Annotated in this window: 10 protein-coding genes; 3 read left to right on the plus strand and 7 right to left on the minus strand. The window is 67.8% G+C overall.

Going from position 1 to position 13,889, the window contains the following annotated elements; genetic code table 11:
* Positions 1 to 44: 44 nt before the first annotated feature.
* Together ACK4JY_RS02995 and ACK4JY_RS03000 are read left to right on the plus strand one after the other, a co-directional pair.
* On the plus strand, positions 45 to 425 hold the full coding sequence (locus ACK4JY_RS02995; RefSeq protein ID WP_409602726.1) for a hypothetical protein: 381 nt from the start codon (positions 45 to 47) through the stop codon (positions 423 to 425).
* Positions 426 to 536: 111 nt separating this feature from the next.
* Positions 537 to 2,027: a replicative DNA helicase gene (locus ACK4JY_RS03000; RefSeq protein WP_409602891.1), complete on the plus strand. Its 1,491-nt coding sequence runs from the start codon at positions 537 to 539 to the stop codon at positions 2,025 to 2,027.
* 4 nt (positions 2,028 to 2,031) lie between these two features.
* Here ACK4JY_RS03000 and ACK4JY_RS03005 read toward each other — a convergent pair whose 3' ends face one another.
* The 6 genes from ACK4JY_RS03005 to ACK4JY_RS03030 form a co-directional block, all read right to left on the minus strand.
* Positions 2,032 to 2,856, minus strand: coding sequence for a carbohydrate ABC transporter permease (locus ACK4JY_RS03005; protein WP_409602727.1), 825 nt, complete (start codon positions 2,854 to 2,856; stop codon positions 2,032 to 2,034).
* Positions 2,853 to 3,812 (minus strand): carbohydrate ABC transporter permease, encoded by a 960-nt coding sequence (locus ACK4JY_RS03010; protein WP_409602728.1) that lies wholly within the window; start codon positions 3,810 to 3,812, stop codon positions 2,853 to 2,855. The genes ACK4JY_RS03005 and ACK4JY_RS03010 overlap by 4 nt, the downstream gene beginning before the upstream one ends.
* Positions 3,809 to 5,080 carry a sugar ABC transporter substrate-binding protein gene (locus ACK4JY_RS03015; RefSeq protein WP_409602729.1) on the minus strand — a complete coding sequence of 424 codons (1,272 nt, stop codon included), beginning with the start codon at positions 5,078 to 5,080 and terminating at the stop codon, positions 3,809 to 3,811. The genes ACK4JY_RS03010 and ACK4JY_RS03015 overlap by 4 nt, the downstream gene beginning before the upstream one ends.
* Entirely contained in the window at positions 5,077 to 6,519 is a 1,443-nt protein-coding gene (locus tag ACK4JY_RS03020) for a glucoamylase family protein (protein WP_409602730.1), read from the minus strand. The genes ACK4JY_RS03015 and ACK4JY_RS03020 overlap by 4 nt, the downstream gene beginning before the upstream one ends.
* Positions 6,520 to 6,611: 92 nt before the next feature.
* On the minus strand, positions 6,612 to 9,572 hold the full coding sequence (locus ACK4JY_RS03025; protein WP_409602731.1) for a TonB-dependent receptor domain-containing protein: 2,961 nt from the start codon (positions 9,570 to 9,572) through the stop codon (positions 6,612 to 6,614).
* Positions 9,569 to 10,645 carry a LacI family DNA-binding transcriptional regulator gene (locus ACK4JY_RS03030; RefSeq protein ID WP_409602732.1) on the minus strand — a complete coding sequence of 359 codons (1,077 nt, stop codon included), beginning with the start codon at positions 10,643 to 10,645 and terminating at the stop codon, positions 9,569 to 9,571. The genes ACK4JY_RS03025 and ACK4JY_RS03030 overlap by 4 nt, the downstream gene beginning before the upstream one ends.
* A 258-nt stretch (positions 10,646 to 10,903) precedes the next feature.
* On the opposite strand from ACK4JY_RS03030, the gene ACK4JY_RS03035 reads away from it, so the two are divergent.
* The gene (locus tag ACK4JY_RS03035) at positions 10,904 to 12,274 is read left to right on the plus strand and encodes a GH1 family beta-glucosidase (RefSeq protein ID WP_409602733.1); all 1,371 of its coding nucleotides are present in this window, start codon (positions 10,904 to 10,906) and stop codon (positions 12,272 to 12,274) included.
* Positions 12,275 to 12,278: 4 nt separating this feature from the next.
* On the opposite strand, the gene ACK4JY_RS03040 is transcribed toward ACK4JY_RS03035, so the two are convergent.
* Positions 12,279 to 13,811: a carboxylesterase/lipase family protein gene (locus ACK4JY_RS03040; protein WP_409602734.1), complete on the minus strand. Its 1,533-nt coding sequence runs from the start codon at positions 13,809 to 13,811 to the stop codon at positions 12,279 to 12,281.
* Positions 13,812 to 13,889 lie beyond the last annotated feature (78 nt).

Consider the following 13,889-nt stretch of genomic DNA (forward strand, 5'->3'; position numbering starts at 1 on the left):
GGCCACAAATTTCCCGGCAAACTCCGGTATCCGGAGGGGAAACCATGCGCACCATTCTGATCGCCGCTGTCGCCGCCTGTCTCATCGCCGGCCCGGCCGCCGCCCAGTCGGGGACGACGCTGGAGTCCTTCGTCACCCGGGCCAACCGCATTCCCCTGAACGCCACCGCCATGCTGCGCCCCGACGCGCACCGGCTCAAGGGCGAGGTGGAGCGCGCGTTCGGGGCCGTACGCGTCGAGATCCGCACGGCCCGCGCCGCCGGCCAGACCCCGCCAGCCTGCCCGCCGGAGAGCATCGAACTCAACCCCCGGCAACTGCTGGCCTATCTGAACGGCATCCCGTCTGCGCGCCGGCAGCGCATGACCGTCACCGACGGCATCCGCGCCTGGATGGCCTCCAGCTACCCCTGCCCCGGTCAGGCGTGAACTGATCCGGTTACGGATTTCGGGACTGCCCACAACCGCCCGGACTTATCCCTAGACACCGGTACGACCGCGACTGACGCAGGGCGCTGTCATGGCTAAGACATGGCCCCGATGAACGCCTTCGCCCCCGCCGCCTTCCCGTCCCCGATGGACTCCGCGTCCGTTCCGTCGCTGCCCCACAATCTGGAGGCCGAACAGGCGCTGCTGGGCGGGCTGATGTTCGACAACGCCGTGTTCGAGCGCCTGTCCGACCGGCTGCGCGGCAGCCATTTCTACGAGCCCTTCCACCAGCGGCTCTATGAGGCGATCGAGGACCACGTCCGTCAGGGCCTGCTGGCCGAGCCGACCATCCTGATGGAGCGGTTCAAGCTGGACCCCGCCTTCCAGGAGTTCGGCGGGCTGCGCTATCTCGCCGACCTCGTCGACCGCGCCCCGCCGGGAGCCAACGCTCCCGACTACGCCCGCGTCGTCTACGACCTGGCCCTGCGCCGCGACCTGATCCGCATCGGCGGCGAGATCATCAAGGAGGCGCCCCAGCCGGAGACCGCCGCCATCGACCAGATCGAGAGCGCCGAACAGCGGCTCTACACCCTGGCCGAGACCGGCAAGCCGTCTTCCGGTTTCGTCAGCTTCTCCACCGCCCTGTCGGGGGCCGTGCAGATGGCCGCCGAGGCCTACCAGCGCGACGGCAAGCTGGCCGGCCTCGCCACCCAGCTGGACGACCTCGACCAGAAGCTGGGCGGCCTGCACCCGTCCGACCTGCTGATCCTCGCCGGCCGTCCGTCGATGGGCAAGACGGCGCTGGCCACCAACATCGCCTTCAACGTCGCCCGCAGCTACCGCTGGGAGCCGACCCCCGAGGGCCGCAAGACGGTCAACGGCGGCGTCGTCGCCTTCTACTCGCTGGAAATGTCGGCCGAACAGCTGGCCATGCGGATTCTCGCCGACGCCTCCGGCGTGTCCTCGGACAAGCTGCGCAAGGGCGAGATCGACGCCGCCGACTTCGGCAAGATCCGCGACGCCGCGGTCGAGATCGGCGAGAGCCCGCTGTACATCGACGCCACCGGCGGCCTGTCGATGTCCAAGCTGGCCGCCCGCGCCCGCCGCCTGAAGCGGATGGAGCACGGCCTCGACCTGATCGTCGTCGACTATCTGCAGCTGATCACCACCGGCGAGAGCAACAGCCAGAAGAACCGGGTGCAGGAGGTGTCCGAGATCACCGGCGCCCTCAAGGCCCTGGCCAAGGAGCTGAGCGTGCCGATCCTCGCCCTGTCGCAGCTGTCGCGTCAGGTCGAGCAGCGCGAGGACAAGCGGCCGCAGCTGTCCGACCTGCGCGAATCCGGCTCGATCGAGCAGGACGCCGACTGCGTCATGTTCGTCTACCGCGAGAGCTACTACCTCGGCCGCGCCGAACCGCGCGAGGGCTCGGAAGAGCACCTCAAATGGCAGGAGGACATGGACCGGCTGAAACACCAGGCCGAGGTCGTCATCGGCAAGCAGCGCCACGGTCCGATCGGCATCGTCAAGCTGTCGTTCGACGCTGACACCACCAAATTCGGCAACCTCGCCCAAGGCCAGAGGTACGACAACTACGGCGATTGAGGCTCTACCCCTTCACGCTCCCGGCCAGCATGCCGCGGATGTAGTAGCGCTGCAGGGCGAGGAACAGGATCAGCACCGGCCCGACGGTGATCACCGCCCCGGCCATCATCAGCTCGACGTCCTGCAGATGCTCGCGCGACAGCGCCGCCAGCGCCACCGGCAGGGTGTAGTTCGACTGGTCCGTCAGAATGATCAGCGGCCACAGGAAGTCGTTCCAGCTGCCGAGGAAGACGAACAGGGCCAGCGTCACGATGATCGGCTGCAGCGTCGGCAGCACCACGCGGCGAAAGATCTGCCCCTCGCTGGCCCCGTCGATGCGCGCCGCCTCCAGCATCTCGTCGGGGATGGACAGCGAATACTGCCGCACCAGGAACAGGCCGAAGATCGACGCCAGCCACGGCACCAGCGCCCCGGCGTAGGTGTTCACCAGCCCCATCCCCTTGAGCATCAGGAACAGCGGCAGGGTGCCGATCTGGGCCGGCACCACCAGCGCCGCGACCAGCAGCTGGAACAGCCGTTCGCGGCCCCTGAAGCGCAGCTTGGCGAAGGCGTAGCCGGCCGGGACGGTGAACAGCAGGGCCAGCCCCGTGGCCATGGTCGCCAGGGCGAAGCTGTTCCACAGATAGCGGCCCATGCCCTGGCGCACGAACAGGTCGCGATAGTGTTCCAGCGTCCAGGTCTTGGGCCACAGCGGCGGCGGGAAGCTGGCCGCCTCGCCGGTGGCCATGAAGCTGACCGACAGCATCCACAGCAGCGGGAACATCACCAGCAGCGCGACCAGGGCGACGGCGAGGTTGAGCAACAGGGCGTGCAGACGGCGGCCGGTCATTCATAGGCCCCCATCCGCTTCGCCACCGCCAGCTGCACCAGCGTCACCGCCAGGATGCAGAGGAACAGCACGAAGGCCACGGCGCTGGCGGAGCCGAGGTTCCACCATTTGAAGCCCTCCTCGTACATGAAGTAGAGCACCGTCACGGTCGACTGGGCCGGCCCGCCCTGGGTCATCACATAGGGCTCGGCGAACAGCTGGAAGAAGCTGGCCACCGAGATGATCGACACCAGCAGCAGGGTCGGGGCGATGGCCGGCAGGGTCACATGGGTGAACCGCTTCCACACCCCCGCCCCGTCGATCCGCGCCGCCTCATACAGGTCGTCCGGCACGGTCTGAAGAACCGCGAGGAAGATCAGCATGTTGTAGCCGAAGATCTTCCACACCACGAACATCAGTATGGCCGGGATCGAGGTCGAGGGCTGACCCAGCCAGTCGACCGGCGACAGGCCGAGGCTGGAGATGGCCCAGTTGATCACGCCGTAGCGGGTGTGCAGCAGGTAGTTCCACAGCACCGCGGTGGCCACCAGAGTCGTCACGAAGGGGGCGAAGAAGATCACCCGCCACACCGGCCGCCACTTCACTACGCGGGCGTTGAGGACCGTCGCCGCCGCCAGCGACGCCGCGATCGACAGCGGCACGCCGAACAGGGCGAACAGGCCGGTGTTCCGCATCGCACCCCAGAACAGCGGATTGGCGAACAGCCGCTCATAGTTCTGCAGGCCGATGAAGCGGACGTTGTTCAGATCGGCGAGGGCGTAGATGTCGAAATCGGTCAGGCTCAGCAGCAGGGCCGCGAACACGGGGATGGCGAAGAACACCCCGATGGCGATCAGGGCCGGCGCGACGAAGCCCCAGGCGGCCCGCTCGCGCGAGCGCGGATCGCCCGGTCGGCGGCGCGGACGGGCCGCGGCCTCGGCCTCCACCTTGGCCAGGTTCAGGCGCACGTCCGTCATGCCCGACCCCGCTCCAGCATCCAGCGGCGCTTCTCCAGCAGCCGGTCGGCCCGCCGGTCGATCTCGGCCGCCGCCGTCTCCGGCGTATAGTCCCCGCGCACCATCCGCTCGGCGACGATCTGCATCTCGGTGACGATCCGCTCCCACTCCGGCACCTTGGGCACGGCCTCGGCGCGCGCCAGCTGGCCCTGGAAGGCGGCGATATAGTGATCGTTCGCCACGGCGGGCGCGGACCAGGCGCTGGGCCGCGCGGGCAGGTCGCCGGTGAGAACGTTGAAGCGCGCCTGCACCGCCGGGTCGGACAGGTGGCGCACCAGCTTCCACGCCGCCTCCTGGCGCGGCGACGAGCGATAGACCACCAGTGACGATCCCCCCGGGGCCGACGCGCCCAGCCCGTCCGGCCCGGGCACACCGGAGGTCATCCAGCGCGTCTCCGGCCTCAGCCGGTTTCTGAAGTCGCCGATTGTCCACGGCCCGGAGAAGTAAAAGCTGAACCAGCCCCGCTCGAACTCGGTCCAGACGTTGGCGACTTGCGCCGCTGACGCCACCGGGGCCAGGCCTTCGTCGAACAGGCTCCTGTAGAAGGCCAGCGCCGCCACGAACGACGGGCTGGAGAAGTTGCCGCGCGTGTCCTGATCCCGCAGCAGGGGCGCATCGCCCTGCAGCCCGAAGGTCAGCAACTGCTCGAACTCGTTGAGCGGCAGCAGGACGGCGTAGCGGTCCTCGCCCACCCGTCGCTTGATCGCATGCAGGGCCTGTTTCCAGCCCGCCCAGGTCGGCGGCACGCTCTGATAGCCCGCCTGCGCCAGGAGGTCGGAACGGTAGAACAGCAGCCGCGTGTCGACGTACCACGGCACGCCGACGACCCGCCCGTCGATGCGGTTGGTCTCCAGCACGGCGGGGAACTGGTCGGTCAGCAGGTCGGAGGCGAAGGCCGGCAAGGCCGAGATCGCGCCGATCGCCGCCATCTCCGCCACCCAGGTGTTCCCCACCTGGCTGAGGTCCGGCAGGGAGTCCCCGGCATAGGCGGTCAGCAGCTTCTGATGCGCCGCCGTCCACGGCAGGGCCTGGACATCGACCCGGATCCCCGGATTGAGCCGCTCGAACTCCGGCAGTAGCTGCGGCACGCCGGCCGCCTCATTGCCCATGGCCCAGAAGGTCAGCCGGGTGACCCCGTCCTCGCGCCTTCCGCACCCGGCCAGACCCGTCGTCACGGCCCCGGCCAGAAGGCCGAGCGCCGCGCGTCGATCCGGCCGCGAAAACGTCATGCCTTATCCAGCCATCCGCCGGTGAAGCCCGCCGCCTTCAGGCCGCGGATGAGGTTGGGCTCGGCGCGCATCAGCTTCCACACGGCGTCGGAGCGATGATTCTCGATCTGAACGACGATGGCCCCCTGGTCGATGCCCAGATAGTCGTCGTCGACCCAGCCGATGCCCGGCACGATGCGGCCATGCTGCAGCGTCCGGTCCGTCTGCGTCAGCGTCGGGTTGAACGAGTCGAGGAAGCCGTACTCGGTATAGAGGGCCGCGCCATAGCGCGCCTTCATCGCCTTCATGCAGGCGGTGACCTCGGCCGGCGCGAAGGGCATGGAGCCGAGGGCGGCGGTCGGGGCGATCGTGCCGTCGTCGCGATCGCCGGGGCCTCGCGCCGAATAGCTGAAGAACTGCCGCTCCCGGCCGTCGATGACCTGTTTGAAGTCGCCCGGACCGTCGCAGGCGGTCAGGCCCCAGACATCGGCCGAATAGCCGGCCCAGCCCATCGGATTGTCGATGGCGTATTTCCGCTGCGCCTGCACCGCGCGGACGCTGTTCTGGAAATAGTCGAAGCCCGGAATCTGCGCCTGCCTATTGCGCATGAAGGCGTCGCGGATGCCGCGGAAGTCGACGAACATATGGCTGTACTGGTGGCCGAACAGCGGCGGGAAATGAAGGTGGGCCGGTCCCCATTCGTCGGTCCAGCTCTCGTCATAGACGCTGCACCACTCCTCCCAGACGGCCGCCTCAACCGGGTGGGTAGGGCTGCCCATGGCCAGCAGCAGGACCAGCATGCCCTCGTTGTAGACGTTCCAATCGGCCTCGATGAAACCGCTCTCCGGCTTCCAGCCCATCGTGATCCGGTTCGGGCGGACGACGGCCCAGTCCCATTCGACCCGCTCATAGATCGCCTGCGCCAGCCGGCGGATCTCCGCCTCCTGCGGATGATCGCCGTCGAACCATCGGGCCGCGTAGAGCAGGCCGCCAAGCAGCAGGGTCGTATCGACGGTCGACAGCTCGGTCGTCCCGTACCGGTGGCCCGTTTCCATATCGAGGAAGTGGTAGAAGAAGCCCTTGTGGCCGCTCATCCCCCGGGCCTCCGGCCCCTGCGGCGCATCATGGAAGAAGCGGGCCGTGGTCAGGGTGCGCTCGCGCGCCTCCGCCCGCGTCATCCATCCGCGCTCGACCGCGATTGGCCAGCAGGTCAGGGCGAAGCCGACGGCGGCGATCGAGGCGAAGGATTTCGTCGGCCAGCGGTCGGGCGTCAGGCCGTTGGCGCGATTGGTGGTGTCGACAAACCACTGAAAGGTCCGCCGCTGCAGATCGTCGATTTCGGGGTCGAGCGGCGGCAGGGGGCCGCTCCGGGCGAACCCCTGCCTAACGGCGCAGCCGGACAGGCCCAGGCCGGTCGTCGCGGCGATCGTGGAGCCCAACAGAAACCGGCGCCGATCCATGGGCTCCATCCTCATACGCTTGGGGGGTCAGGTCAAAAAAATTGGCCGCCCCGGCGTTGTGCGCCGGGGCGGCCGAGAGGCTCGCGCGATGTTTAGAAGCGGTACCGCGCTCCGATCTGGAAGGTTCGCGGATTGCCCACGATGCTCCCGGGCCTGCCGAAGTTGGCGTTCGTGCCCGTCTCCGGAACGAAACCGTCGAAGCCGCCGAAGTTGTCGAAGTTGAACACGTTGAACACCTCGCCGATCAGCTGCAGCTCGCCGACGCCCACATCGATCGTCTTGGTCAGACGCAGGTCCAGCGACCGGTAGGCGAAGGCGTCGGGGATGATGAAGCTGGACCGCTCCGGCTGGCCGAAGCAACCCTGACGGAAGTTCTGGAAGAACTCGGGGCCTTCATCGATCCGGCTGAAATCATCGACGTTGAAGCAGTTTCCACTGGTCAGGGTCAGCAGGCCCGACAGCTGGAATTGCATCGGCAGGTCGAGGATGCCGGTGGCGACGATCTGATGCTCGATGTCGCCGCCGTTGGGCACGAAGCGCCCATCGCCGGTGCGGGGGAAGTCGAAGTTGAACTCGTTCCGGTTGCTCTCGGAATCAGCGCCCGTGTAGGCGAAGGTCACGCCCCAGCCGCTGTCGCGCGTATAGGGCTTGTCGGCCGTGACATAGATGCCGGTGAAGCGCGTCTCGCGATTGTTCTCGGCGGCCACGATGACGGCGAAGCCGGGAACCGCGAAGGACTCCAGCCGCCCGGTCGGGCTGAGAGCCACGTTCCGGTTGATCGGATAGTAGGCGATCTCCTTCTTGCCGAGCTGACGCACGATCGAAACCGAGGTGTTCCAGTCGCCCAGACGCTGACGCAGGCCGATGGAGAACTGGTCGGTGTGCGGCGGCTCCAGATCGTTCGGAATGACTCTCAGCTGGCCCTCGGGCGCGAGGCCCGAAGCGATCAGCCCGTCCAGTCCGGCCTTGCTTCGGTACGACTCGTTCCAGACGATCGTCGGATTTCCCGCCGTGTCCGGCAACCCATCCTGCGAGAAGCGGAACTGGCGGTTCACGAACTGGCGGAAGAGACTTTCCTCAGCCGCGTTGCGGAACAGAGTCCGGTCATAGAACCGGCCGGCGCCGCCGAAGACCACCGTGCGCTGATCGGCGAAGACATCGTACGAGAAGCCGAAGCGCGGCGCGATGGCGCCCTTGAATGCGTCGCGGTTATCGCCGGTCGAGATGTAGTTGTCCGCGTCGAACGTACCTCCCTGCCCCACAATAGTCGCCTCGGCGGCCCGAAGCGCGGTGACGGCCGCGGCCGGCGTGACGAAGTCCTTGTTGTTGGCGTTGGTCTCATAGTCCCAGCGGACGCCGAGGTTGAACGTCAGATGCTCGTTGACCTCCCAGTCGTCCTGAAGGAACAGGCCGATCTGTGTGTTCTCGGCGGTCACGGTCGGCGCACCGATGCCGTAGAAGGCTTCGAACGGCGTGCTGTAGTCGTCCCCTTCCGAGGGGCTGAGACGATAGTTGAAGATCGGATTGGTGTTCTGTCCGTTGAACACGGTGAAGTCGGCAAACGCCACCTTGCCCCCGAACTTGACCAGGTGCGAGCCGCGCATTTCGAACGGATCGAGCGTGACATTGTTGCGGACCGTCAGGATCGTCTCCTCGACCTCCTGCGCGGTCGGGCGGCCGCCGATTTCAATGATCCCAAAGAAATTCTCCCCGATCAGGTCGGGGTTCAGCTGTTCGGGGCGGAACGAGGAGTCGCGATAGTCGACGGACAGTTCGTTGAAGAAGCCGGGGCCCTGGAAATCCCACTGGCCCTTGACGCTGAGAACCTCGTTGATCACCTGCTCTGCGCGTTCGAACGAGGTCTGGCCGCCGAAGCTGCGAACGTCGTCCTCCTCGCGATAGCTGGCCTGAAGGTCGAAGGTCGAGTTGTCGTTGGCCCGGAAGGTCAGCTTGCCGAAGTAGATATCCTGACGGAACGGGCTGGCGAAGCTGCCTTCGTAGCTGGCGAGATCGACCCGCGCCGGCAGGGTGGCGCGCTGGGTCGCATCGCCGCCGGCCGTGACCTGGTTGCTGCGGACCTGATCGTTGACCTCATAGGCCGCGAAGAAGTGCAGGCGATCCTTGATGATCGGGCCGCCGATGGAGGCGCCGTACTGACGCCGCTCAAGGTCCGCGACCTCCTGGTCATCGCGTTCCTGGAAGAAGTTCCGGGTTGTGAAGCTGTCGTCCTGGTAGAAGCCGAAGATCTCGCCGGCAAACTCGTTGGTCCCGGAGCGGGTCACGGCGGTGACGATCGCCGTTCCGGCGTTTTCGTACTCGGCCTTGAAGTTCGACGTCGAAACGCGGAATTCCTGCAGGGCCAGCTGGCTGAACGGGTTGCCGCGGCTGGAGTCCTGGCCAACCAGGCCGCCCTGGTTGACGTTCGACTTCAGGCTGACGCCATCGATGAAGACGTTGACCTGGCTGGACCCCAGGCTGCCGCCGGTGTTGCCGCCCGCCGCGAAGTCGCGGCGGAATTCGTCGGGGTTCAGACGGATGCCGGGGGCCAGAGCCGCGAAGTTGAGGAAGTTCCGGTTGCCCTGCGGCAGGGTTTCGATCTGCTGCGTCGTGACCTGGGTGGCGATCTCGGACGTGCGAACCTCGACGGCGTTGCGCGACCCCGTGACCACCACCTCGTCCAGCTCGACGGCGGAGCCGTCGGCGCCGGCGTCGGCGACCTCGAAGGGCAGGTAGGCCTGCTGGCCGACCTGCAAGGTCACGATCTGGCTCGACGTCTGCCCGTCGGCGGTCTGCGCGGTGATCTCGTATGTGCCCGGGCGCAGGTTCGGCAGCGCATAGGCGCCGCTCGAGGTCGCGGTCGTGCGGCTGACGAACCCCGTACTGGTTTCGCGCGCGGTGATCTGGGCGGCGCCTTCCGCGGCTCCGCTGTCAGTCACCACGCCGCGCAGCGTCGCCGTGGACGTCTGCGCCGCTGCGCCGCCGGCGGCGGCCAGCGAAACGGCGACCGCGAGGGCGGATACAGCCCCCAGATAGTGCTTGGACTTACGGGTCATTGCGGGTTCTCCCCCTTCAGGGTTGGCAGGTCGGCGGTGGCGCGAGGGCGGCCGCCGGATGTGGATTGGACGTGGGTCGGCGGGTGGCTTGAGGGGCGTACAACCAGTTCAGGCCGGACGACCTCGCAGGCGGTGTCGGCGACGGCCTCGCCCGCCGCGTTGATGAGACGGACGAGGCGCTCAAGCGCGCGCCGTCCGGTTTCCGCGATCTGGATGCGAAGCGTGGTCAGGCCCGGCCGCATCAGGCCGGCGATCGGCACATCGTCGAAGCCGACCACGGCCACGTCCTCCGGGACGCCGATGCCGGCGTCCTGCAGGGCCAGCATGGCGCCGACGGCCATCATGTCGTTGCCGGCGAAGATGGCGTCCGGACGTTCGCCCCCGGCGACCAGCTCGGCCCCGGCGCGATGGCCCGAGGCCTGATCGAAGGCGCCCTCGACCACCGTGGTCGGCAGTCCGGCCCGCGCCATGGCCTCCAGATAGCCGGTCAGGCGGGTCTCGGCCTCGAGGTTGCCGGTCGGGCCCGAGATATGGGCGATGCGGCGGCGGCCGGTGGCGACCAGATGCTCGACGGCCTGGACCGCGCCGCCGTGGTTGTCGACGACGATCGAGGGACGTCCGTCCCCGTCCCCGCCGTTCATCAGCAGGATGGGCAGGCGTCCGGCCAGGCCCGCAGCCAGGTTGGCGGCGTCGAGGTGCGGCGACAGCACGATCAGCCCGTCCACCCGGCCGCGCATCGAACGGATGGCGGCCGACGCCTCCGCCGCGTCGTCATGCGAGCTGGACACGATCAGGTGATAGCCCAGCGCCCGCGCCGCCACATCCATGCCGCGGATCAGTTCGGAGAAGAACTCGCCATACAGGTCCGGCAGGATGACGCCGATCGTCTGGGTCTTGCTGGTCGACAGGCTGCGGGCGCCGGAGTGGGGCACATATTGCAGCGCCTCTACCGCCTCCATCACCCTGGCGCGGGTGACCTCGGCGACCGGGCCGGCGCCGGTCAGGACACGGGACACCGAGGCGACGGACACATCGGCCCGTTCCGCCACATCACGGATGGTCGCGGCCTTCATGACCGGGATTCCGCGCGCGTTTTCGGGGTCGCACCAGGCGCCAAAACCGTCCTCCCTGACCAGTCCGCGATACCGGCCCGCTTCGCGCGGGTCCGTTCGATGAATTCCGTGTAACCGATTACATGACACACTAGCCATGGCCGCCGCAAGTGCCCTAGTCTGGACACAGTACGGTTGTGTTCACGCGGTTCCACGCGGAGCCGCCGTTGCTGGGCCCGCCGTTCACCGCCTCCCCACCGCGTTTCAAGAGCCTTACCCATGACTTTGGACAACACCGGCGACTATCTGTTTCCAGAGGGTTTCCTATGGGGCGCCGCGACCGCCGCCTATCAGATTGAAGGCTCGTCCATGGCCGATGGCGCGGGAGCCTCGATCTGGGATCGCTTCAGCCACACGCCCGGAAACATGAAGGACGGCGACACCGGCGACGTGGCCTGCGACCACTACAATCGCTGGCGCGAGGACATCGCGGTGATGAAGCGGCTCAACCTCAAGGCCTACCGATTCTCGGTCAGCTGGAGCCGGGTCATGCCCGACGGGACGGGCCGCCTGAACGAGGCCGGGCTGAAGTTCTACGATGACCTGATCGACGGCCTGATCGAGGCCGGGATCGAGCCGCTGTGCACCCTGTATCACTGGGACCTGCCGGCGGCGCTGGACGATCGCGGCGGCTGGCTCAACCCCGACATCGCCGACTGGTTCGCCGACTACGGCCAGGTCCTGTTCGAGCGGTTTAGGGGCCGGGTGAAGACCTGGGGCACGATCAACGAGCCCTGGGTCATCGTCGACGGCGGCTATCTGCATGGCGCCCTCGCCCCCGGCCACCGCTCGGCCTTTGAGGCGATGATCGCCGGCCACAACGTCCTGCGCGCCCACGGCGCGGCGGTGAAGCGGTTCCGCGAGATCGGCCCAAGGGACGAGATGGGCCAGATCGGCATCGTCCTCAATATCGAGCCCAAATACCCCGCCTCGGACAGGCCCGAGGACGAGGCCGCCCGCAGGCGCGCCGACGCCCAGATGAATCGCTGGTTCCTTGATCCGCTGATGGGCCGCGGCTATCCGGAAGAGCTGAAGGATGTCTATGGCGAGGCCTACCGCGAGTTCCCGCAGGAAGACTTCGACCTGATCGCCCAGCCGACCGACTGGATGGGCCTGAACTGGTACACCCGCTCCGTGCCCGAGAATGCGCCCGACGCCTGGCCGACCCGCTCACGCCCGGTCAAACAGATCCAGCACGCCCACACCGAGACCGGCTGGGAGGTCTATCCCCCGGCCCTGACCGATACGCTCGTCTGGCTGCACGAACAGACCAACGGCCTGCCGCTGATGGTCACCGAGAACGGCTCGGCTTGGTACGACCCGCCCCACGCCATCGACGGCCGCATCCACGACCCGATGCGTGTCGACTATCTGAAGAACCACCTCAAGGCGCTGCACGACGCCATCGGCAAGGGCGTCGATGTCCGCGGCTATATGGCCTGGTCGCTGCTCGACAACCTCGAATGGTCGCTCGGCTATTCCAAGCGGTTCGGCATCACCCATGTGAATTTCCTGACCCAGGAGCGGACCATCAAGGATTCGGGGCTGCTCTACGCCGACGTGATCAAGTCCAACGGCGCCGTACTCTGAGGCGTCAGCGCACCCGCGAATAATAGGCCTCGATCAGATCCAGCCGTTCGGCGAACGGAATCGCCTTCGCCACCGGTCCCTCATTTGTGAACTCCAGCAGCCGGTCGGGCTCGGCTCCGAACTCGGGCCACGCCTGACGCAGGCCGCCGTTCGGATCGCCGGCCCGGGCGAACCGGGTCCAGTAGCCGGCCATGGCGTCGGCCTGCCGCTGGTCCATCTCCGCCGTCGGCCATGGCGAGGCCGTCAGGGTGTCGAAGACGTACTGACGCTCCGACGCATGGGTCGCCCCGGCGTGGGGCTCGGGCATCGCGGCCGAGACCACGTCGAACCGGTACAGATACGTCGGATGGCCGTTGCGTGCATGCAGCCGCGCCAGATGCCGCGCCGGCTCGTTGAACACCAGATCGCTGACCACGAACTGGTCATCGCCGTCCTGCCCGCCATAGGCCGCCTCGAAAGCCGCGCGTTCCGCCGCCGTCATGGCGTCGTCCAGCGCGCCGTAGGGGCTCAGGTCCGACGGCTTCATCCACCAGAATTCGGCGCTGTTCGTGCCGATGATCAGCGGCACGGGCGCTTCCAGCCCGGCCGCGAAGGCGGGCTCGACATCCTGCCCCACATAGCGACCGTCCGCGATCAACAGGTCGCCGCCATAGAAGTTCGGGGCCGGCTTCAACAGGGCTTCGGCCGGTATATTGCGCAGCTGTTCGGCGGTCGCCGTTGCCAGCCCCAGGCCTTGCGCGAACGCGACGCCCCTCGCCTGCATCGAAGCGCCGCCGTCGCGTCTCGGCCGGTCCAGCGGCGTCCCCTCGTCACGGCCGAGGCCCGATTGCACCACGGCCCGGTGGAACAGGCCCTCCGCCGGCTCGGAGATCATCAACCGCGTCACCAGCGCCCCGCCGGCCGACTCGCCGAAGATCGTCACCTTGCCGGGATCGCCCCCCAGCGCCGCTGCATTGTCGCGCACCCACCGCAGCGCCGCGATCACATCCATCAGCCCGTAGTTGGCCGCCGGCTCGCCCCCTGCCCGCTCCGCCGCCAGCGCCGGATGGTCGAAGAACCCCAGCCGGCCCAGCCGGTAGTTGATCGTCACCACCATCACGCCGCGCTTCGCCAGGTTGGTCCCATCGTACAGCGCCGCCGTGCCCGAGCCGTTGTTCAGCCCGCCGCCATGGATCCAGACCATCACCGGCAGCGGTCCTTCACGCTCCGCCGGCGCCCAGACGTTCAGCGTCAGACAGTCCTCGCTCATCGGCAGGGGCCCGACGCCGTTGTCGCCATTGGCCGGCGGCTGGATGCAGATCGCTCCCACCTGTCCCGCGTCCCGCTCTCCGGTCCATGGCTCCGCCGGCCGCGGGGCCCGCCAGCGCAGTTCGCCCACCGGCGGCCGGGCATAGGGCACGCCCTTGAAGCTGCGCACGCCGACCGCCTCGCGCCCGACCAGTACGCCTTGCTCCACCGTGGCCCGGGGTCCGGGATCCGCGGGGCTCGCCGTTGAGGTCATCAGAAGCGCCGCCGTCAGAAAGGAAACCATGGACATGGCCCCAGCCTAGCGGAGCCCGCCCCCTTGGCTCAAACAGCAAAATGCCTGAGACACGCCCGACGCGTGAACCGATAA

Origin of the sequence: Brevundimonas sp., assembly GCF_046295595.1 — a bacterium.
In the GTDB taxonomy this organism is placed as follows: Bacteria; Pseudomonadota; Alphaproteobacteria; order Caulobacterales; family Caulobacteraceae; genus Brevundimonas.